This window comes from Xenorhabdus sp. PB61.4, assembly GCF_963894935.1.
In the GTDB taxonomy this organism is placed as follows: domain Bacteria; phylum Pseudomonadota; class Gammaproteobacteria; order Enterobacterales; family Enterobacteriaceae; genus Xenorhabdus; species Xenorhabdus stockiae.
Map to the genome: position 1 here is coordinate 18,523 of NZ_CAWQJR010000135.1, position 22,161 is coordinate 40,683.

Below are 22,161 nucleotides of genomic sequence, written 5' to 3' on the forward strand. Positions count from 1 at the left end.
ATTATACCTCCTTTAATTCTTTTAGAGCCTTAATTCTATTATCAAGTGGAGGTAGTATATATCTATTAATAACCACATCAATTACTGCTGGCTTTTTATTTTCAATTGCATGAATAAGAGCTTGATGTAATTCTTCTATATTTCTTACTCTATAACCCATTGCACCAACAGCCCGCCCAAATAGCGCAAAATCAACTTCAGGGATATGACAATCAAGTTCTGCGTTACCCAATAACTCCAAACCTTGTCTGCACATATTGTAAGAAGCATCATTCATCACAAGCCAGATAGCAGGTAATCCATATCTAACAGCAGTACTTATTTCATTAGACATCAACATTGAACCGTCACCTATGATACCTATTGCACAACGATCTTTTGATGCGGTAATCCCAACCAACCCGCAAGCATAATGCCCCATAGCGCCATCTGCTGTACTTGTACGATATCTCAATGGATTAGAAAACTTCAAGTAACGATTAGCCCATACAAAGGAGTTTCCTGCTTCTGCAGCTACATGACAATCAAACCTATCAATCGCTATTTCCTGAACCATACGCAAGACATCAAGCGGGTGGAGAACGTTTTTTTCTGCATCTGAATAGTATTTATTACTGTAATCTAGCTTCGGAATGGTTTTTATCTGGCTGGAAGGTTTGATTTTTCCAGCCAGATAGGTCTCAATAGAGGCAAGAAATGTATCAATATCACTTTCAATGAGAACACTATGCGGAGGTAAATTATCTTTCACCTCATGTACATTTATACCTACATAATAAACATTTACCTTATTAAGATTATTTTGGATATAAGATGAACTAAGTTCACCTAATCTGGTTCCCATAATAATAACTGCTGATAATGCAGGACAATGTAATGCTTGATGAATACTCTCTGTATCTGTACCTAAACCACTGGTTCCAGCGTAAAGACGATGCTTTTCATCGAAGATCCCTTTTCCTCGTGGAGTCGATATTACCTGCGAATTTGTTTTTACAGCTATCTGAGTTATCAAATTGGAGGCATTCCGAGCACCAAATCCTGTCCAAAAAATAGCATTTTTATTAATAATTAAATCTGCTATTTCTTTTGAATGATATTTAATATTTTCATCTAAGTTATCATGAGATACAGATAACTCTTCACAATTTTCATAATCTATATCTAAAATCATTTTCTGTGCAGCTGTTGTCAGAAATATACCGACCACATAACCATCTTTTTTATTAAAACCTTTCTTCAATTTTCGTTCAACATCAAAGTAATCCTTATACTGGCTTATAATAATGACTTCATCAAAATAACCACGCCCATTTGAAATTACCAAGCTATCTATATCTTGTGCTGTTGTTTCTTGCAAACACCATTTTCCCGAAGGGTCGACAGATGTAATTGATGAAATGAAAACCACCTTTGCCCCATCTAATTTTGCTACTCTTAATCCTGTTAATGCATTACTTATTCCAGGCCCTGCTGTAGCAAAAGCTATTGCTGGAACCTGTTGACATAAGCTAAATTCAGATGCAGAAAAGACCCCACCAGACTCATGTCTACAATGGAATGTTTGTATTTTTTCTGATTCAGATAATGCTTCCCATATAGGGACAATAAACCCGCCAGAAACACCAAATGCGGCTTTAACCCCGAATCTTTCAAGCAATTTAACTAAATTTTTAGCAATACTAACTGACATACAATATATTTAATCCTGTTATTTAAAAGCAAAAAAAACATCAACAATATTTCATCATTTAAATTCATTTAATAATATTATTATTAAATGAATTATAACATTACAAAAATAATCACATAATTTCAAAAAAAGTGTTTTATTCACAAGTAAATAAATGGTAACTGTGAAAAATAATCAGTACGTAAAAATGGACATGAAGACCACGCGCTAGAAATCTAGCGGGAGTAATCATTGAATTAATAAAGGTACTTATCATTGGATTTTCATCTATATAAATTAAACCAGTTTATCCTGTTGGATCTGTGAATCTGAACGAAACAAGCGGTATACTGTGCCAAATTCACAAAGGACGCCGTCAGATAATGGCTATTGAAGCAATTACCCAATCACTTTCTGCCTCCAGATTTTCCACTTATCAGTCACCGTTTTTTGGCGGGAAATCCCCTGAACAATGCTTAGGAGTTTATCTATAGAATAAACAACTGGCCAGTATTTTCTTACCTGTATTATAACTCATTGAAATTTCATTACGTAACGCCGGTTATGATATCAATTTATTGATCATGCATAATCTTTCTATTATGCGCATGTCGTCCCGGAACCCATAAGCAAATCGTCGATATGGCCATGAATGGCATGGGATGTCGGGCGACAGCGCGGATGATGAGGATTGGCCTAAATACCGTGCTTCGCCACTTAAAAAGCTCAGACCCAAATCGGTAACAGAAGCCATTGCACCCGGCACCGAAGTGATTATCTGCTGTGAAATGGATGAACAATGGTCGTATGTGAAGACAAAGAAACAGCCACGCTGGCTCTTTTACGTCTACGACAGGACAAGACGAAAAGTGATGAAAAAACATTGGCAGGGAAACTGCATGTGGTCAGTAAGCGTTATACCCAACGTATAGGGAGGCATAATCTGAACCTTCGTCAGCATTTGGCAAGACTGGCCCGAAAAACATTATCTTTTTCAAAATCCATAGAAATGCATGACAGAGTTATAGGATATTATCTGAACATTCAACACTATTAATAAATCGTAGTCATAACCGAAAATTAAATAAACGCTCAATTTGAATTTTTGAGCGTTTATTTCAATATAAGTAAATTTTACTCAACAATTCCCTGACTTCTCAGATACTCATCATAAGTACCTTTAAAATCAATAACCTTATCAGATTTTATTTCCAGAATACGGCTGGCTAATGAGCTGACAAAAGCACGGTCATGAGAAACAAAAATCAGCGTACCTTCATAAAGTTCCAGTGACAGGTTCAGTGATTCGATAGATTCCATATCCAAGTGGTTGGTCGGTTCATCCATAACCAGAATATTTGGCTTCTGCATCATCAGCTTGCCAAACAACATCCGGCCTTTTTCACCACCGGATAAAACCCCGACTTTCTTCCTGATATCATCCTGATTGAACAATAAGCGCCCCAGTACACTGCGTACTGCCTGCTCATCATCACCTTCACGTCTCCACTGACTCATCCATTCAAACACAGTCAGATTACCATCAAAATCACTGGCATGATCCTGTGCATAATAGCCAATAGTACTGTTTTCAGACCATTTAACCGTACCGCTGGTTGGTTCAGTTTCACCGATCAGTGTTTTCAGCAGTGTCGTTTTACCGATACCGTTTTCACCAATCACCGCCATTTTTTCGCCAACTTCCATCAGCAGATTCAGGTTTTTAAACAGCGGGCCATTGTCATAACCTTTCGTCAGACCTTCTAACTCCAGTGCATTACGGAACAGTTTTTTCTCTTGATCAAAACGAATATAAGGGTTCTGACGGCTGGAGGCCTTCACTTCTTCTAACTGAATTTTGTCAATCTGACGGGCACGGGAAGTTGCCTGTTTGGATTTAGAGGCATTAGCGCTAAAACGGCTGACAAATGACTGCAATTCTGCGATCTGCGCTTTCTTCTTAGCATTATCTGCCAACAAACGCTCACGTGCCTGAGTTGCTGCCACCATATACTCATCATAATTACCCGGGAACTGGCGCAGTTCGCCGTAATCCAAATCAGCCATATGCGTACATACAGTGTTTAGAAAGTGACGGTCATGGGAAATAATAATCATGGTGCTATTGCGATCATTCAGTACTTGTTCCAGCCAGCGGATAGTATCAATATCCAGGTTGTTGGTTGGCTCATCAAGTAACAGAACATCAGGATCAGAAAACAGCGCCTGAGCCAGCAGGACACGCAATTTCCAGCCCGGAGCAACTGAACTCATCAAACCATAGTGCTGCTCTACCGGAATACCTACACCAAGTAATAACTCGCCGGCACGGGCTTCTGCGCTGTAGCCATCCATTTCACCATAAGCAACTTCCAAATCAGCAACACGATAGCCGTCTTCTTCGCTCATTTCTGCCATGGCATAAATACGGTCACGTTCCTGTTTCACTTCCCACAACTCTGTGTGGCCCATGATAACTGTATCCAGTACCGTATATTCTTCAAAGGCAAACTGATCCTGACGTAATTTACCCAAACGCTCATTCGGATCGAGGCTGACATTACCGGAGGTCGGAGCTAAGTCTCCCCCCAAAATTTTCATAAAGGTTGACTTACCCGCACCATTGGCACCAATCAGGCCATAGCGGTTGCCGTTACCGAATTTAACAGAAATGTTTTCAAACAGAGGCTTACTGCCAAACTGCATAGTGATGTTGTTTGTACTTAACACAACTTTTGCTCTTAAAGTGAATAAAAAGGGAATTTGGAAAAATCGATAGTTGCCTATTATGCCACAATAAGAAAAAAGTATCGCCAGAATGCTTTCACAGCGCGCGTCAAAATCCATAATCTGGGCATTTCTATATCCGGCATATGATATCAGGCAATAAATTTTACTAATGTAACAATATAAATTATCGTCCATAAAGACATAGAATAAGCAAAAAGGCTATTATAAAATCGAGCGAATATTTGCGATTCATAGATAAATATACCGGAAAAATAAAATGCAGAAAATCAGATGGGGTATTATTGGTTGTGGTAATGTAACAGAAGTAAAAAGTGGCCCCGCTTTCTATAAACTGGAAAATTCAGAATTAATTGCTGTTATGCGCCGAAATTCAGACTTAGCAAAAGATTTTGCTAACAGGCACAATGTACCCAAATGGTATTCTGATGCTGAATCTCTGATTAACGATCCGGAAATTGATGCCGTTTATATTGCAACTCCTCCCTCTAGTCATAAGAAATATACTTTATTAGCTGCCGCAGCCGGTAAAGCTGTTTATGTAGAAAAACCGATGGCTCTGACATTTTCAGAATGTAATGAAATGATTACTGCCTGCCAACGCCATAATGTGCCATTATTTGTTGCTTATTACCGTAGAGCGTTACCAAGATTTATAAAAATAAAAGAACTCATTGATTCAGGTGCGATTGGCACTCCACTTATTGTCAGTTGCCAATTATCCCGGGAAATGGAATCACGTTATCTTGATCCCGAAAACCTTCCCTGGTTTGTACAACCAGAAATATCCGGTGGGGGGTTATTTGTTGATTTAGCCTGCCATACACTGGATATACTAGATTTTCTGTTGGGCAAAATTGTTTCCGTCAAAGGGCATGCGAGCTCTCAGGCAAAAGCGTATCCGGCAGAAGATTGTGTTTCAATGTCATTCATGTTCGAAAATCAGGTACAGGGTGTCGGCATCTGGAATTTTGTTGCCAGCTCTCGTGAAGATAAGGTGGAAATAATGGGGACAAAAGGCAAAATAATTTTTGCCACATTCGGGGATTCTCCAATTTCATATTACGATGACAAAAATACATTACATCAGTTTAATTTTGAAAACCCAAAACATATTCAAATGCCATTTATACAGACAATTATTCAGCAATTACGAGGAAAAGATATCAGCCCTTCTACTGGCATATCTGCCTCACGTACCAGTTGGGTTATTGATGAAGTGCTGAAAGAATATAGAGCTGAGCTAAACTCAAAATTTAAATAAACATTATTTATCTAGCATCTTGTCATTCAATTACGGAGTCATAAATATGAAAATATTAGTGATAGGAGCAACAGGAAATATAGGAAAACACATTATCAGCAACATTAAAAAATATCATCCTTTGTTAGCTGATAACCCTACAAAGCTTGAGATTGTTCAAGCCAGCCGTAACTCACCTGAATATTCGCTTGATGTTTTTGACAATCAACAATTAGATAATTTTTTATCTAAAAATAAAATGTTTGAAGCTATTATATGTGCATTTGGTAAGACTAACTGGACGAAGCCAGAAAACCTACGCGATTATGAAGAAAGCATCAAAAATAAAGCATTTGGTCAGATCAATGTTGCGCTCCAAGCCTTAAAATACATTAAACCCGGTGGTTCAATTACTTTAACATCGGGTATTGTCGGCAAAATAATGTCACCTAATGGTTCTCAAACTGCCGTAACCAATGGGGCTATTGAAGCTTTTGTCCGCTCAGCAGCGACGGAAATCACAGATGCCCGAATTAACGTAGTCAGCCCCAAATTATTGGATGAATCATTTACCAGTTATGCTAAATTTTTTCCCGGGCAGGAAACCTGCACAGGTGAGCAGATAGCCAAAGGCTATATACGCAGTATTTATGGTAAAGAAACAGGTGTAGTAATTGAAATATAGCTGTGAAATATAGCTTCCGGGTGATTAGCGATTATACACATCGCCAATCACCTTTTGTTTTTAGACGCTTTTTAACATTAAGCCGCATCAAGTTTTTCATTTTTACCGATTATTATTCCCAAAATCCCTTGGATTGCCAGAACGAGGAAAAGCAACCACAAAACAAGAGTCCAGGAAGAGGTAAAGTCATGAATATAACCAGAAATAAGTGGCCCACAAAATGCAATCAAATAGCCGATTGACTGCATCATTGAGTTTGCTTTCGTAATATTAGTCGTATGATTAAAACGCAGCAGTGGTAACAAGAATGCAACTCCGGTACAAATACCTGCCCCAATCCCCATGATCATGACAGCAACAGGAATTAAATGTTTTTGACCATAAATAAATAAAATAATCCCCAGCATGCCAATAATAGGGTTAATAACAAATATGAATTCTTGTCTTTTTATTTTATAGATATAAAAAGCAGTCAATGTTGCAAAAGGTATTGCTACTAATGAGAAGAGTGCAGCATAAGATGCTGCTTCAGTCAGCCCCATGCCATAAGAACTGATAATTTCAGGGAACCAGGCAGTAATAATATAAAAGTTAAACGATAAAACAGAGAAATAGACAGCCATCATCCAGCATGAAATGCTTGACCACGGGTTAATCACCTTCACAGGTTTCTCGTCATAATCATTACGGGCATTTGGGTTACTAACTGAATTTTTTTGTTTTTTATCGGAAAAGAACAGGATAAGGAGCACTGAAAATAGGGGAATGAGCACCCAAACCCAGGAAACTTCATTCCAGGAAAAACCCAGCATATGCTTAATCGGTAACGTCAGGCCGGTCGCCATTGCTGGCCCCAGATACAAAGATGCCGTATAGGAAGATGACAGAAGAGCAACCCTGTTACTACCCAAACTTTTGAAGAATGAAGGTAACGCAATATTTCCCAGTGCAATAGCAAACCCAAACATAACTGTAGAAGCCAACAGCAATATCAGAGAACTATTTAACCTTAGGATGTAAGCAACAATAGCAACCACAAATGTCATTAATAAGGTTTTATACAACCCTATTCTTCTTTCAAAATAAGGTGTTAAAGGAGAAAAAAAGAAAAAACACAGCGGTGACAGGGATGTTATTAACCCAAAGGTAGAATAGTTTATGTTTAAATCGTCAATAATTTCCTGAGACATTGGCGGGATATAAGATATTGGTACTCTCAATCCCAATCCTGCAATCATGATAAAGAGCAATAATTTGAAGATAAAGCTATTATTAAAGTGTTTCCCTATATTCATTATTTCACCACAGAAGTTTGAAGGCTTATCGTATTTTTAATTAAAAAGTTTGAGGATATACCAAATAAACTTACTGCATAATTCGTTTAAATTCTGGCAGACAAACCTTCATTTAGCAAGCTTACAGAGAATTAACTTATCTATACTCAATGGATTTCAAGATGCATCGCGGCGGCAGAGGAACTCATTCCCGGGAGCATAGACAACTATGTGACCGGGATGAGTGAGTGCAGCCCACAAAGAGGCAACTTGAAAGACGAAGAGCATATAACTTCCACTACAAATGTTCACTATACGATAACTCTCTGTTCATTTTTAAAGAGAAGCTCACAGTTAACGAATTTTATTTTCTATAATTATTTCCGCCAGCATTTCCTCATACTCATCGCAATAACCTACTTCGGTAAAACCAAAACGCTGATAAAACTGGCTATGACGTTGACTTGTTTCATCATAACAGACAGATATTTTGTAGCAATCAGCATATTGTTTCATTTCATCCAGCAATAATTTCATCGCAAGACTGCCAATTCCTTTATTCTGATGAGATTTGTCAATCATCATCCGATAAAGATTATACTCATTTGGCTTTCCTTCATTAACACAACGTTCATACATAGCAAAACCGACAATTTCTTCGCCAAAACAAATTGCTCTTGGCCTACAATATTGATTAAACTTTGATTCTGCAATTGACTCTGAATTTGGTGCAACAAACTGCTCCTGTCCAGATTCAACTTCAAGAGACATCACTTCGCGATAGTTATTTTTATTTATATCTATTAAAGAAACCTTCACATTTAACTCCATAATCACAATGTAATAGCCATTAATTTATTGACTTCTTTATAACCTTCCCTTTCATAAAATTTTGTTGCCGAAATATTTTCAGATAACACGGTCAGCTCCAGATGAGTAAAATTATTTTCCTTCGCCCACTTTTTCATTTCTGCTAATAGCTTCTGGCCGATTCCCTGATTTCTTACATCTTGGCTGACAAATAAATCAATAACATAACCATATTTTCTCTGAACAAGGCAATTAAATGGTGGTGTCTGCTTTTTTTGGGCGATGCAAAAACCTTTTATATTTCCATTATTATCGTCTGCTACTAATAAATTAAAGTTATCATCACTAAGAGTGGAAATAATAAATGCCCTGTCCTGTTCAACCTTTTTCAGTCTTTCAGGCTGCAACTCAGCCATTTCTCTGAATAATGTTGTATAAAGTAATAAAATAGCATCAAGATCCTGCCCAGAAGCTGCCCTTATTAACATATCATTTCTCCTGAAAATCATGGTCTATTTATATTTAAGAAATAGCATAATAATCAAAGCCGATAAAACCATCAACGAATTCTACCGCCCTGCGTTTATACGAGGATATCGCTTTCATAATATGTGAATTAAGAGGAATTAATGACTATACTTCATGCTTATTCTTTTATACGTCAGCCTAGTGATCATAAGACATAATCATGTTGTATTCTGTCTATTTCACTGCGAAGATGGCACTTCTAAAATAACATGTTGTAATTGAGGTTTTCTGTAAATGTCCTTTTCTAAACATCGGGCTGCATCTTTTTCTCTGCTTCCGATATTTTTGTTATTAATTTCAATGACATCAATTCAGGCTGGCGCATCATTAGCTAAAACAGTATTTCATGTCATTGGTGCACCTGGTGTGACTGCCCTGAGACTTGCGCTGGGAACCCTTATTTTATTTCTGATTTTTAAACCCTGGCGTCTGAAATTTACGCGTTCATCTCTCACTCCTCTCCTTGCTTACGGCATTTCACTCGGTGGAATGAATTATCTGTTTTACATGGCATTATCCAAAATTCCCCTTGGTATTGCCGTTGCACTTGAATTTACCGGCCCACTGGCTGTCGCTATGTTTTCCTCACGCCGCCCCGTGGATTTTCTCTGGATCGTATTGGTTATTGCCGGTTTAGGTTTTCTGTTACCTATCGGTGATGACGTCAGTACTCTTGATCCTGTCGGCATTTTATATGCACTGGGAGCGGGCGTTTTCTGGGCACTTTATATTATCTTTGGTCAACGCGCTGGGGCAGGTTATGGTGCAGCTACAGTTTCTATCGGCTCATTAATTGCTGCTGTTATTTTCTTTCCGGTGGGATTAATCCAAACCGGCCCGGAACTTCTGTTTGATGCCTCATTACTGCCTATTGCTCTGGGCATCGCTATCTTATCGACCGCACTTCCCTATACATTGGAAATGATCGCCCTTACACGTTTGCCAGCCAAAACATTCGGTACGTTAATGAGTCTGGAACCAGCATTGGGTGCCTTATCCGGTATCATTTTCCTGAATGAGCATTTAACCACAACACAATGGCTCGCCCTTCTGTGCATCATTTGTGCTTCAATTGGCTCTACTACAACCATGAAACAGAAAACAAAAATAGAAAAAATCCAATAAAAACTGAATGTTAACTTAAGCTATCTATGAAAACCGAAAGGTATCAGTACCTTTCGGTTTTTACTATTACCGAGATTAATTACTGATGTTTTTATTAGCTATCAATTCAATAGCATAAAACGATATGACGTCTGCTCAATGTTCAGCTACTTTTAATGTATCCCATGTCATTAGTTTAAATTAAGGGAGCATTACAAATGAGTACTGCAAAATTTGTCAGAAAAAGTTCCTCCAAACTGATTTATACCCGTAATAATATCAGTGAGGGAGTCAAAAAAAGTTCAATTTATGTACTAAATCATATGGTCATCCAGTTTACTGACCTGTCTCTGATGACTAAGCAAGCACACTGGAATATCCGCGGCAGAAACTTCATCGCCATCCATAAAATGCTGGATGACTTCCGTACTGCGCTCGTTGAGCATCTCGATACCTTTGCCGAGCGAGTCGTGCAACTAGGTGGAGTAGCGTTAGGTACACTTCAGGAAGTTCACAAAGGAACTCAGCTGGAAAGTTACCCGACGGGTATTCATGATGTACAGGATCACTTAAAAGCACTGGCTGATCGTTATGCTATTGTTGCTAATGATATCCGTCAGGCTATTGGTGATGCGGAAGATGAAGATACAGCAGATATGTTCACAGCTGCTTCCCGTGATCTCGATAAGTTTTTATGGTTTCTTGAAGCCAATATTGAGCACTAAGATAAAAACACCATCATCATACACACTGGATTTCAAGATGCATCGCTGCCGCAAGGAAGTTCATCCCCAGAAGCGTAGAGCTATGTAACTGGGGTGAACGAGCGCAGCCACCAAAGAGATAATTTGAAAGACAAAGTGATTTGAAAGACAAAGTGTATAGGCCGTTATTACGGCCTTTTTTATTATAAAAAACATCTAAAATAGAAGTTATAACCTAAAAAATCAGACTAACCTTTAAAAAATTCATTTTTCTCTCTATAATCCCGTCTGCTTTAAAAATAAACATGAGGACAATATACAATGGATATCGAAGTTAAAGATTCCAACGGTGCCCTGCTGAATGATGGTGATTCAGTACAAGTTATCAAAGACCTGAAAGTCAAAGGCACCTCTAAGACACTGAAACGTGGCACATTAATTAAAAATATTCGCCTAACCCACCGTGAAGACGAAATCGAATGTAATGCTGATAAAATCAAAGGGTTAGTACTGAAAACCTGTTTCCTGAAAAAAATCGGATAAATAACAGTTATCAGCCTAACTTTACCTTAAGGATAAATAATATTAACTTTTATATTATTTATCCTTTTTTCATTTTCAGTAATATTTCTTCCGAAGGTATATCCGGTTGTTCAATCGGAAAAACAGGCAATGCATCCAGCAAACGGGATCCATAACGCTTGGTCAGCAGCCTTTTGTCATAAATTACCACATCACCATGACACTCATGACTACGTATGAGTCTTCCCACTTGTTGAATAAGACTGAAAGAAGCACTCGGCAAACTCTGCACTTCAAAAGGATAGCGTTTCAGGGATTTAAGCCACTCACTTTCAGTGATAATGACAGGGTTTGTGACAGGTGGAAAAGCTATTTTATGGATGTGTACCTGTGAAAGGTAATTACCTTTCAAATCCAGTCCTTCAGCAAAAGACTGCAACCCAACCAGAACACTGGGTTGCCCTTCGTCAATACGTTTGCAATGGGTTTCCACCAGCCGATATCGTGGCTGATCCCCCTGCACCAGTAACATCAGCCGTAAATCTTTTACAAATTGGAGAAAACCCTCCATCGCGCGTTGGCTGCTAAACAGTACTAACATTCCCTGATGAGTACCCAACAATATTTGCGAACGGAAATAACGCGCCATTTCCTCAAGGTGTTGCATTTCATTATGGATTGTAGGCTCCAGCGTCATTCGCGGAATAATCAGACGCCCTTGGCGCACATGTTCAAAAGGGGATGTCAAGGTAACAAAGCGATCATCATAATTTTCATGCAATCCCGTCAGCTCCTGAATACGGGAAAAGCTGTTAAGAGAACGCAATGTCGCAGATGTTACGACAATATGAGGAATGTTTCGCCACAATAACTGAGTTAATTGTTCACTGACCCGAATACCCGCGCAGTGAAAGTAAAGATGTGACTGATTCTTCTCATAACGGCGTGTCAGCCACTTTGAGATAGGAGCATGGGAGGATTCTTCCTGCGAAGCCAACCGCCACAGCTTTGCCATATTTTCGAAATAACCCAGTGTTCTGCTAGTCAGCAAGATAGCCCGATGCAACCTGACAATATCCTGTTTCGCGGTTTGATCGGTAAGATCATTCAGAATCGCTTCAGATAAGCTACGCAGGCCATCTGTCAGCTTAAATAGTGTCTGACAGCACAGCAGCAAATTATCCGGTAATTTTCCCAGTTCAAACAGGTATTCTTCCGCATCCCCTCGTTCGGGCAATAATGCCTGTGTGATATCAGCCAGCTCCCTGAAACACTCACGAATTTTTTCACAATGAGCCTGTAAACGGGTTATCTCAGCCAAAGCAGGCGGTTTTGTCGGACGGAACTGAAGCAAATATTGCTCGACATGACGAACAAAGGAATCAAGCTGCCCATTCAGCTGAAATAGCGTAATCTCTCCTTCCACCTCCAGTGAATCCCTTGCAACATCCGGGATATGGTGACCTTCATCCAGAACCAGCAACATATTTTTAGCTTCAGGCAGAACGGATTCACTTTCCAATGCCGCCATCACCAAAGAATGATTGGCAACGACAACATCAGCATCTTCAATCTCCCTTCGGGCCAGAAAGAATGGACAACGGTGATAAAACTGGCAGTTACGGGCCAGACAGTTCATCTTATCAGTACTGACCTTTGACCATAGCGAATCCGACAATGCCAGCTGATGATGATCCCGCAAACCATCCCAGCCAAAAGTAGAGTAATCATTGCGTAACCTGCGACACAGTTCTCGTTCTTCACTATTTGCTACAGCAGTCTGATCTTCCACCAGCAGCATTAAATCAATTTGCTCCCCCTCTGCGGCGCAAATAGCTTCCAGATTACGCGGGCAAACATAACGCGCTCGACCAAAAGCCCCGGTGAATTTCAAATCTGGGATGATTTTTCGTAATAGCGGTAGATCTTTACTGTAAATCTGATCCTGTAAAGCCACATTAGCAGTACTCACTACTAATGGTTTCTGCTCAGCCCGACTGACTGCAATACCAGGAATAAGGTAGGATAATGTTTTTCCTACTCCGGTGGGTGCTTCTATAACCAAATGCCGTCCTTCATCATCTGCCAGTGTTTTCGCCACTTCTGCAATCATCTGACGTTGGGGAGCTCTTGGAATGAAGCCATCAATGTGGGTGGATAACGCCTTATACCATTGACTGATTTGATTTTTTATTGAACTGGAAAGTGCCATATGTTTTGCTGCATGAGAATTATCACCCCATTCTCCCACAGAGTTACCCTCAGATCAGCCTGATATCACGATTATTGGGAACAGCTTTCCAGCTTTTTTACAGAAAAAACCAGAAAGTCGCTTATTGCTTGTCTGGAGTGTAGAAGCCGATATACTTCTATACCCGTTGTCTTTCAAGTTGTCTCTTTGTTATTGGCTGCGATGCAACTGGAAATCCATTGGGTATAACCTCCTACATGACTAAGAATTTTATCGGGAACAAAGATGAAAAAGATCCTGCTTGTTATTATCGTACTATTCACCCTCGGCTCTATCGGAGGCATTATTTTAGCAGGAATGAACATGTATAACCGTTCAACCGCCTCAGCAGAAGAGACACAACAAGTACAGCAAGAAACGGTACATCAGGAAAACGGACAATCCGGGCAACAGTAATAGCCGATATACCCTCAGATTTATTGCAGTACCCAATTTAGTAGTATAACGCACGGAATATCCAATGACGGGGAAGCTTATGAACAGTCAATATTTTGTTACTCCACAATGGCTAAGCGAACATCTCAATGATGAGAATGTTGTTGTTATTGATGCCAGTGCTCCCATGCCAACCGAATCCATTGATTATCAGCAGAAATGGCTGGAGAAACATATACCGGGCTCCGGCTTTTTTGATCTTGATAAAATAGCTGATCTTCAGAGTCCATTACCACATATGCTCCCTGCTCCGGAAACTTTCCAAAAAGCCGTTAGCGAAATGGGAATCAGTGAAAATCATCTGATCGTCATTTACGATCAGGGAAATATGTTTTCGGCTCCACGGGCATGGTGGACATTTAAAACTTTTGGCGCAAAAAACATCCGTATTCTTGAAGGTGGCTTACAAGGCTGGCAACGGGCTGGTTACCCAACTGAATCGGGAGAAGTCAGCCACCATGCACAGGTATTCAATATCCATTTTTCTCCCGAACATGTCATTTCCCGGCAACAGATCCTTGATATTCTCCATAATGAAGAGGAGAAAACACAAGTTGTCGATGCCAGATCAGTAGAGCGTTTTCAGGCCAGAGCACCTGAGCCACGCCCGGGTTTAAGAATGGGCCATGTTCCCGGTTCAAAAAATGTCCCGTGGACAGCGCTACTTGAAAATGGACATTACAAATCGCCAGATGAAATTAAACTTATCTTTAAACAACAAGGTGTCGATTTAGGGCAACCCATTATCACTAGTTGTGGCTCTGGAATGACAGCAGCTGTTTTAGTGCTAGGGCTCGATATAATTGGTCATAAAAAAGCAGCATTATACGATGGGTCATGGGCTGAATGGGGAGCTGATAATAATCTCCCATTAGAGAAATAAATAATAATGTACTTAAGTGGTGGGCTGTTTCACACTGGCAAAAATAATTTAAAAGATAAAAGTTATATACACAATGGATTTCAAGATGCGTCGCGGCGGCAAGAGAGTAAATCCCCAGGAGCATAGATAACCGTATGTTTATAAAAACAGTGACTGGGGTGAGCGAGCGCAGCCAACAAAGAGGCAACCTGAAAAACGAAGTGTATAAAGGGCATCAAATTATAATGCCCTTTTTCTATCACTCATCTTAAATCTATTATTAAGATCAATAAGTATAAATAAATTAATTAGAGACTTTGTGATATATAAACAGGACAACCAGCGCACCAATGACAGCAATAGCAAAACTTCCCAAATTAAATCCATCTACTTTTCCCATACCAAAAAATGTACTTATATAGCCTCCGACAACTGCACCAATAATCCCTAAAATCACCGTCATAATGATACCACTGCTATTATCACCCGGCATAATCCACTTCGCTATGATCCCGGCAATTAAACCAAAGATGATCCATGACAGAATACCCATACTCAACCCCCTGATTCGATTAGATATACCTACCCTATCTCAAACCACCTCTTTTTTGGCTGGCTTCATTTTCCCTGACCGCATAATTATCTATGCTCTCGGGAATCAACGCCCTTGACGCCGCGATGCAGCTCGAAACTCTGGGTATATTGGGTATCAATAAGAGCTAACGCCCTGATGAGATTTTATTGAGAATGTCTTAACTACATTCCCTAATTTAAGACACTAACTAAAAAAATTGCAAATAGTAGAAAGCAGGCAGTTTATGAATAATCATAAGGAATGATAGGGTTCAGTTAAATCAAAATATGTCGTTAATTAATTTAATATCATTGTTGTTTTTGATTAATTAAACATTTCCTCAGATATTTAAAAATTGAATTAATCGAAAAATAATCCGGACATTATATACACAATGGATTTCAAGATGCATCGCGACGGCAAGGGAACTCATCCCCGGGAGCATAGATAACTATGTGACCGGGATGAGTGAGCGTAGCTAACAAAGAGGCAACTTGAAAGACGATGTGTATAATTATATGAATTCTATATACCCGATAAAAAACAATGTGTGGATGCCATCGGAGTCGGCAAATATAGCCACTCATCCTCGGTACGTGGTTATGAATATAGAATCGTCTGTTTTTTACAGGATTACTGAGAGGCTCCTGCCTCTCACCAGAGGCCAGCTTTTGGCTGGACAAATTCGTTCATGACGAATTTGTCATTCCTTCGCCGCTACAACATAGTTTGCAATTCATTGGTATATTTCAATTATTTTGCCATATCCAACGCCTGTGCAAGATCGGCAATAATATCATCACTGTGCTCAATGCCGATAGATAAACGGATCAAATCACGTGATGCGCCGGCTTTTATCAATTCTTCTTCATTTAATTGACGATGAGTTGTAGATGCCGGATGACAAGCCAATGATTTAGCATCACCAATATTAACCAAACGTGTAATCAGTTGCAGAGCATCAATAAAACGTGTTGCTGCTTTTTCCTCTCCTTTAATACCGAAAGATAGAATAGCAGAAGGTTTACCCCCCATATAATGTACAGCCAAATCATATTCAGGGTGTGTTGGTAGTCCGGCGTATTTAACCCAGGATACCAGAGGATGTTGTTCCAGATACTGAGCAACTTTCAAGGCATTTTCAGTATGACGTTCCATACGAAGAGCGAGTGTTTCAAGGCCCTGTAAAATCAAAAAGGCATTAAAAGGAGAAAGGGATGCACCAGTACTACGCAGCTGCCCAACACGACAGCGGGCAATAAATGCTGCTACACCAAAATGTTCGAGATAATTTATACCATGATAGGAAGGATCTGGCGTATTCAAAACAGCAAAACGATCCTTATGATCTGCCCAGGGGAAATTGCCTGAATCAATCACCATTCCGCCCATGGAATTTCCATGACCACCAATATACTTGGTCAGGGAATGTACGATAATATCGGCACCATGTTCAAACGGACGACACAAATAAGGTGTTGCAACGGTATTATCGACAATAAGTGGAATACCGTGCCGATGAGCAATATCAGCGAATGCGCTGATATCAGCAATATTCCCGCTTGGATTAGTGATCGTTTCACAAAAAACGGCTTTGGTTCTTTCATCAATCATCGATTCAAGAGCAGCAAGATCGTCATGATCAATAAAACGGACTTCAATCCCAATATTTTGGAAATTATGTGTCATCAAGTTATAAGTTCCGCCATACAATTTTGCTACAGAAACAATGTTATCTCCCAGGCCAGTAATTGTCTGAATAGCATAGGTGATTGCTGCCATGCCAGAAGCAACAGCAAGTGCACCCACTCCCCCCTCTAAAGCAGCAATACGTTTTTCCAGCACATCATTAGTCGGGTTCATAATGCGGGTGTAAATGTTGCCTTCAACTTTTAAATCAAATAAATCAGCCCCATGCTGCGAATCATCAAAGGCATAGGACGTTGTTTGATAAATTGGGACGGCAACCGCTTTAGTTGTAGGATCAGGAGAGTAACCGGCATGGATGGACAGTGTTTCTAATTTCATTGGCATTTCCTTCATTGAATTACAAGTAAGGTCATAATGAAATAGACATTTCTCAGGCCCGCTTCAGCATCCGATGATGAATAACATCAGCAAAACATGAAGAAGTGTCTCACGGAACAAATGATCAAGTTTGTGACAATCCAACTGACTGAAGTGGTCAATTCAGACAATTTGCTTATGAAATTCTCAATATGTATACACAATTTATTTCAGGCTACATCGCAACAGCAAGGGTGTCCATCCCCGAAAGCATAGATAACCGTATGTCTATAAAAAAGGTGACTGGGGTGAATAAGTGCAACCAGCAAAGACGCAACCTGAAAAACGAAGTGTATAGCATCTTTCAGAATAGAGAACAATAACGATAAAAATAACATCATTATCATCATAGAAACTGAGAGGAAACTGAAGATACGTTAACTAAACCAATGCATTATCAATCAAATACATGTCGTTCTCTACAACTTGAGAAATCACTTCAGCTATAGCCGAAGATGTTTTTAATGCCCTGACTTGCATAAATAACTCCTCAGCTTCACTGTATTCTCTGCGTAGATAACCAAGCCATTGCTTAATGCGGGCAACATGATATAAACCGGTATCCCCTTGTTTTTCCAACAGGGTGTATTTCTGTAATAGCCGGAGCACACCATGCCACGACATTTTCGGTTCATTAAATTTAATCACACGGCTTAAATTCGGCACATGCAGCGCACCACGGCCAATCATCACTGAATCACATCCGGTGACTTTGAGACACTCCTGTGCACTTTGCCAGTCCCATATTTCTCCATTTGCAATAACCGGTATGGCAAGGCGACGGCGGATCTCGCCAATCGCCTGCCAGTTTATGCGTTCTGCTTTATAGCCATCTTCCTTAGTACGTCCATGCACTACCAGTTCAGTTGCACCTGCCTGCTGAACAGCATCTGCAATTTCAAACTGCCGGGCATCGGAATCCCATCCCAGACGTACTTTGACTGTAACCGGCAATTCTGCCGGTACAGCTTGCCGCATGGCTTTGGCTCCACGGTAGATAAGTTCGGGATCTTTCAGTAATGTAGCCCCGCCACCATTACCATTGACGGTTTTGGAAGGGCAGCCACAATTTAAATCAACTCCCCACGAACCCAATTCCACCGCTCTGACTGCATTTTCAGCCAGCCATGACGGATCTTGCCCTAAAAGCTGTATCCTGACCGGTGTTCCCGATGGCGTCCTGCTCTGGCGATGCAGCTCAGGACACAAACGGTAAAAAGACCTTACCGGCAATAAGCTATCCACGATCCGCAGGAATTCCGTAATACAGAGATCATAATCATTGACCTCACTCAGCAATTCCCTGACCAGTGAATCCAGAACTCCTTCCATCGGAGCCAGCAAAACGCGCATGGTATTACTCTCCTGCTACCGCTTTAGCTGGTCTGCGATTGCGAGGTTTCTGTGATGAGGCATTCTTTGGCCATACATTCTTGTTGCGTGAGTGGCCATGATTTTGCCGGTTAGCGCCCTGTTTATCACCGGTGCGCTGAGCTCGGGGCTGATTGCTGCGCCCGTTACGACCATTCTGAATAGGTTCTGCTTTAATCGAAGGGTCAGGTTCATAGCCGGGAGTGGTGATACGCGGAATTTCCCGCTTCAACAAGAGCTCAATATCTTTCAATAACTTATGTTCATCAACACATACCAGAGAGATTGCCTGCCCTGTTGCTTCGGCACGACCGGTACGACCGATACGATGCACATAATCTTCTGCAACATTCGGCAATTCATAGTTAACAACATGAGGTAGCTGGTCAATATCCAGTCCACGGGCCGCGATATCCGTTGCAACTAATGCCCGTATCTGACCACTTTTAAAATCAGCCAATGCACGGGTTCTGGCCCCCTGGCTCTTATTGCCATGAATCGCTGCCGCAGTAACACCATCTTTATTGAGCTGTTCTGCCAAACGGTTTGCGCCATGTTTCGTACGGGTAAATACCAGTACCTGTTGCCAGTTCTGGCTGCCAATCATATAAGAAAGCAATTCCCCTTTGCGTTTCTTATCTACAAAATGAACAGCCTGTTCAATTTGCTCAGAAGCTGAATTACGACGGGCAACTTCGACACTGACCGGATCACGCAGCAATTTATTAGCCAGATTTTTGATCTCATCCGAGAATGTTGCTGAAAACAGCAGATTCTGACGTTTGGCTGGCAGTTTATTCAGTACCCGACGAATGTCATGAATAAAACCCATATCCAACATACGATCCGCTTCATCCAGGACCAGCATTTCCACGTGGGATAGGTCTACGGCATTTTGGTGTTCCAGATCCAGCAAACGCCCTGGTGTTGCGACTAAAATATCGACTCCACCACGCAATTTCATCATTTGCGGGTTGATACTTACCCCTCCAAATACCACAAAGGAACGTAGCCGGAGATATTTGCTGTAATTGCGGACATTTTCCCCTACTTGTGCCGCCAGTTCACGGGTTGGCGTCAGGATCAAAGCCCTGACCGGGCGACGCCCTTTAGATTGAATGGGAGATTCACTCAATAACTGTAAGATAGGCAAAGTAAAACCTGCCGTTTTCCCCGTTCCGGTCTGGGCACTCGCCAGTAGATCTTTACCGGACAACACAACAGGAATCGCCTGTTGCTGAATAGGGGTAGGCTCTGCGTATCCTTGTTCTTCAATGGCACGCAAAATATCAGCCTTCAAGCCGAGTGACTCAAAATTCATAAATAAGAAATACTCCAGACTTCACCATTCCTGATATCAATTCAGGGGCAGTTTTATGGGAAGAGAAAAGACGCGATAAAACGCTTAGAAATTACATAAACTGCAATGCACCATAGGTGCGGCATTATAACAGATATGTTTTTTCAAACAGCATGAAGCGTAGGTAAATTTATGTCATCTTTACATCAGGATGCTTTAGTTTTAAAGTTAATCATACGATTGATATATTTATGACCATTTTAATGGCTCTTATCACAGGATATTTTCCAACATGGCAGCGAAAACGGCTCAGACGTCACGAGGCGAACAAGCTAAGCAACAACTTCTTGAATCTGCATTAGAGATTTTTGGTAAATCAGGTCTGGAAGGTGCAACTACCCGTAATATTGCTCAACACGCAAAACAAAATATCGCCGCCATTGCTTATTATTTTGGCTCTAAAGAAGGGCTATACCTTGCTGTTGCACAACATATTGCCGACAGGCTGAAAGCAGAATTTTCCCTGCTGATTGCGTCTATTGACCAATTTTTTATCACAACGCCTCAACCTTATCCGCCAGAACAGATACTGACATTTATTCATCAGGGGCTAATCAGCTATAACCATCTCATTTTCGATAAAAGCAGCCTTAATCTCAGCCGTATTATGTCGCATGAACAATTGACGCCGACAGAAGCTTATAGTGTTATTCATGAACAGGGACTTGCTCCGATTTATTCCCGCCTGAATAAACTCATCGCCCATTATATCGGCGCTGATGAAGGTCACGTTTCCACCCAAATCCACACACATGCCTTATTAGGGGAAATCCTCTCTTTCCGGCTGGCACGGGAAGCCCTTTTACGTCAGACCGGCTGGGATAATATTGGTACCAGAGAATACGAGTTAATTAATCAGGTTTTAACTCAGCATATTAATATATTACTTAATGGACTGAGGAAAAAATAACCGCCCGCAGGACGATTCGAAAATTTAATAACGTATAAGGGATAGTAGTATGAACACTAAAAAGTTTGCTCTTGTCCTATTAGCGATCATCATTATTACTGCTGTCATTGGTATTTACTATTATCAGGAACGAAATGGCAAAGAGTTAACCCTGTATGGCAATGTTGATATCAGAACAGTCAACCTTGGGTTCCGGGTCAATGGCAAGCTGGAAACCCTGCAAGTGGATGAAGGAGATACCATCACCGCAGGCCAGCTTCTGGGCCAGCTCGATAACTCTCCCTTTATTAACGCCCTGAATCAGGCCAGAGCCAACCGCGATGCTGCTAAAGCAAATCTTATAAAAGCAGAAGCAGGTTATCGCTCCGAAGAAATTGCACAGGTGCGTGCTGAAGTTGCCCAAAAAGAATCTGCATTCCGCTTCGCTGATAGTTTCCTGAAGCGCCAGCAGGAATTATGGCAACGCAAAATGATTTCAGCCAACGATCTGGAAAATGCGAAAACCGGGCAACATCAGGCATTGGCCGCTTATCAGGCAGCCAAAGATAAATTACGTCAGTTTGAGGCGGGAAATCGTAAAGAAGATATTTCTACTGCCAAAGCCCAGTTAGCTCAGGCTGAAGCGACTGTCGCTCAGGCTGAACTCAATTTACAGGACACCCATCTTCTTTCCCCTTCCGACGGAATTATCCTTACCAGAGCCATTGAGCCGGGTACAATTCTGGCCGCCGGCAATACGGTCTTTACGCTATCACTGACTAATCCTGTCTGGATAAGAGCATACATTGATGAACCAAATCTCAGTCAGGCAACAGCAGGACGAGATATTCTGATTTATACCGATGGCCGAAAAAATCAGCCTTACCACGGCAAAATTGGTTTTGTTTCCCCGACCGCAGAATTTACCCCGAAAAATGTTGAAACTCCCGACTTGAGGACAGATTTAGTTTATCGCCTGCGTATTATTGTCAGTGATCCAGATGAAGGGCTAAAGCAAGGAATGCCGGTTACGTTGCGTTTTACTGACTCAGACAAGTAAGG

General features: G+C 40.8%; 20 protein-coding genes and 1 pseudogene. 11 read left to right on the forward strand and 10 right to left on the reverse strand.

Annotation, left to right across the window (positions count from 1 at the left end; all coding sequences use genetic code 11):
• Nucleotide 1: 1 nt before the first annotated feature.
• Nucleotides 2–1,693, reverse strand: a complete 1,692-nt coding sequence (locus AACX68_RS07440) for a thiamine pyrophosphate-binding protein (RefSeq protein ID WP_228858675.1) — start codon at nt 1,691–1,693, stop codon at nt 2–4.
• Between the two features lie 636 nt (nt 1,694–2,329).
• On the opposite strand from AACX68_RS07440, the gene AACX68_RS20155 reads away from it, so the two are divergent.
• Together AACX68_RS20155 and AACX68_RS20160 are read left to right on the forward strand one after the other, a co-directional pair.
• Nucleotides 2,330–2,416: an IS1-like element transposase gene (locus AACX68_RS20155; RefSeq protein ID WP_370630280.1), complete on the forward strand. Its 87-nt coding sequence runs from the start codon at nt 2,330–2,332 to the stop codon at nt 2,414–2,416.
• A gap of 44 nt (nt 2,417–2,460) precedes the next feature.
• Nucleotides 2,461–2,729, forward strand: a pseudogene (locus tag AACX68_RS20160) (IS1 family transposase).
• 77 nt (nt 2,730–2,806) lie between these two features.
• On the opposite strand, the gene AACX68_RS07450 reads toward AACX68_RS20160, so the two are convergent.
• Nucleotides 2,807–4,402: an ABC-F family ATPase gene (locus AACX68_RS07450; protein WP_228858676.1), complete on the reverse strand. Its 1,596-nt coding sequence runs from the start codon at nt 4,400–4,402 to the stop codon at nt 2,807–2,809.
• A gap of 277 nt (nt 4,403–4,679) precedes the next feature.
• Between AACX68_RS07450 and AACX68_RS07455 the strand changes: the two genes are divergently transcribed.
• Complete coding sequence (locus AACX68_RS07455; protein WP_228858677.1) at nt 4,680–5,684, forward strand: Gfo/Idh/MocA family protein; 1,005 nt, start codon at nt 4,680–4,682, stop codon at nt 5,682–5,684.
• A gap of 46 nt (nt 5,685–5,730) precedes the next feature.
• Nucleotides 5,731–6,348 carry a short chain dehydrogenase gene (locus tag AACX68_RS07460; RefSeq protein ID WP_228858678.1) on the forward strand — a complete coding sequence of 206 codons (618 nt, stop codon included), beginning with the start codon at nt 5,731–5,733 and terminating at the stop codon, nt 6,346–6,348.
• A 77-nt stretch (nt 6,349–6,425) separates the two neighbouring features.
• Here the strand turns inward: AACX68_RS07460 and AACX68_RS07465 are convergent, their stop codons facing one another.
• From AACX68_RS07465 to AACX68_RS07475, 3 genes are all read right to left on the reverse strand, one after another.
• Entirely contained in the window at nt 6,426–7,643 is a 1,218-nt protein-coding gene (locus AACX68_RS07465) for an MFS transporter (RefSeq protein WP_228858679.1), read from the reverse strand.
• Nucleotides 7,644–7,976: 333 nt separating this feature from the next.
• The gene (locus AACX68_RS07470) at nt 7,977–8,441 is read right to left on the reverse strand and encodes a GNAT family N-acetyltransferase (RefSeq protein WP_228858680.1); all 465 of its coding nucleotides are present in this window, start codon (nt 8,439–8,441) and stop codon (nt 7,977–7,979) included.
• Between the two features lie 14 nt (nt 8,442–8,455).
• Nucleotides 8,456–8,920 (reverse strand): GNAT family N-acetyltransferase, encoded by a 465-nt coding sequence (locus tag AACX68_RS07475; protein ID WP_228858681.1) that lies wholly within the window; start codon nt 8,918–8,920, stop codon nt 8,456–8,458.
• A 274-nt stretch (nt 8,921–9,194) separates the two neighbouring features.
• Here AACX68_RS07475 and rhtA point away from each other — a divergent pair, with 274 nt between their 5' ends.
• From rhtA to AACX68_RS07490, 3 genes are all read left to right on the forward strand, one after another.
• Nucleotides 9,195–10,085: a threonine/homoserine exporter RhtA gene (rhtA, locus tag AACX68_RS07480; protein WP_228858682.1), complete on the forward strand. Its 891-nt coding sequence runs from the start codon at nt 9,195–9,197 to the stop codon at nt 10,083–10,085.
• Between the two features lie 197 nt (nt 10,086–10,282).
• Complete coding sequence (dps, locus tag AACX68_RS07485) at nt 10,283–10,789, forward strand: DNA starvation/stationary phase protection protein Dps (protein WP_228858683.1); 507 nt, start codon at nt 10,283–10,285, stop codon at nt 10,787–10,789.
• Nucleotides 10,790–11,089: 300 nt separating this feature from the next.
• Entirely contained in the window at nt 11,090–11,311 is a 222-nt protein-coding gene (locus AACX68_RS07490; protein WP_045969765.1) for an alkylphosphonate utilization protein, read from the forward strand.
• 58 nt (nt 11,312–11,369) lie between these two features.
• Here the strand turns inward: AACX68_RS07490 and dinG are convergent, their stop codons facing one another.
• Nucleotides 11,370–13,502, reverse strand: a complete 2,133-nt coding sequence (dinG, locus tag AACX68_RS07495; RefSeq protein WP_228858699.1) for an ATP-dependent DNA helicase DinG — start codon at nt 13,500–13,502, stop codon at nt 11,370–11,372.
• Between the two features lie 264 nt (nt 13,503–13,766).
• Between dinG and AACX68_RS07500 the strand changes: the two genes are divergently transcribed.
• Nucleotides 13,767–13,937, forward strand: a complete 171-nt coding sequence (locus AACX68_RS07500) for a hypothetical protein (protein WP_228858684.1) — start codon at nt 13,767–13,769, stop codon at nt 13,935–13,937.
• Between the two features lie 79 nt (nt 13,938–14,016).
• Nucleotides 14,017–14,859, forward strand: coding sequence for a 3-mercaptopyruvate sulfurtransferase (gene sseA, locus AACX68_RS07505; RefSeq protein ID WP_228858685.1), 843 nt, complete (start codon nt 14,017–14,019; stop codon nt 14,857–14,859).
• Between the two features lie 283 nt (nt 14,860–15,142).
• Here sseA and AACX68_RS07510 read toward each other — a convergent pair whose 3' ends face one another.
• The 4 genes from AACX68_RS07510 to rhlE form a co-directional block, all read right to left on the reverse strand.
• The gene (locus tag AACX68_RS07510; RefSeq protein WP_099109153.1) at nt 15,143–15,391 is read right to left on the reverse strand and encodes a GlsB/YeaQ/YmgE family stress response membrane protein; all 249 of its coding nucleotides are present in this window, start codon (nt 15,389–15,391) and stop codon (nt 15,143–15,145) included.
• Nucleotides 15,392–16,165: 774 nt separating this feature from the next.
• Nucleotides 16,166–17,440 carry a bifunctional O-acetylhomoserine aminocarboxypropyltransferase/cysteine synthase gene (locus AACX68_RS07515; protein WP_228858686.1) on the reverse strand — a complete coding sequence of 425 codons (1,275 nt, stop codon included), beginning with the start codon at nt 17,438–17,440 and terminating at the stop codon, nt 16,166–16,168.
• A gap of 420 nt (nt 17,441–17,860) precedes the next feature.
• Nucleotides 17,861–18,832, reverse strand: coding sequence for a tRNA dihydrouridine(16) synthase DusC (gene dusC / locus AACX68_RS07520; RefSeq protein ID WP_228858687.1), 972 nt, complete (start codon nt 18,830–18,832; stop codon nt 17,861–17,863).
• A 4-nt stretch (nt 18,833–18,836) separates the two neighbouring features.
• Nucleotides 18,837–20,171, reverse strand: a complete 1,335-nt coding sequence (gene rhlE, locus AACX68_RS07525; RefSeq protein ID WP_228858688.1) for an ATP-dependent RNA helicase RhlE — start codon at nt 20,169–20,171, stop codon at nt 18,837–18,839.
• A 271-nt stretch (nt 20,172–20,442) separates the two neighbouring features.
• On the opposite strand from rhlE, the gene cecR reads away from it, so the two are divergent.
• Together cecR and hlyD are read left to right on the forward strand one after the other, a co-directional pair.
• Entirely contained in the window at nt 20,443–21,120 is a 678-nt protein-coding gene (cecR, locus tag AACX68_RS07530; protein WP_228858689.1) for a transcriptional regulator CecR, read from the forward strand.
• Nucleotides 21,121–21,169: 49 nt separating this feature from the next.
• The gene (gene hlyD / locus AACX68_RS07535) at nt 21,170–22,159 is read left to right on the forward strand and encodes a secretion protein HlyD (RefSeq protein ID WP_228858690.1); all 990 of its coding nucleotides are present in this window, start codon (nt 21,170–21,172) and stop codon (nt 22,157–22,159) included.
• Nucleotides 22,160–22,161: the final 2 nt, after the last annotated feature.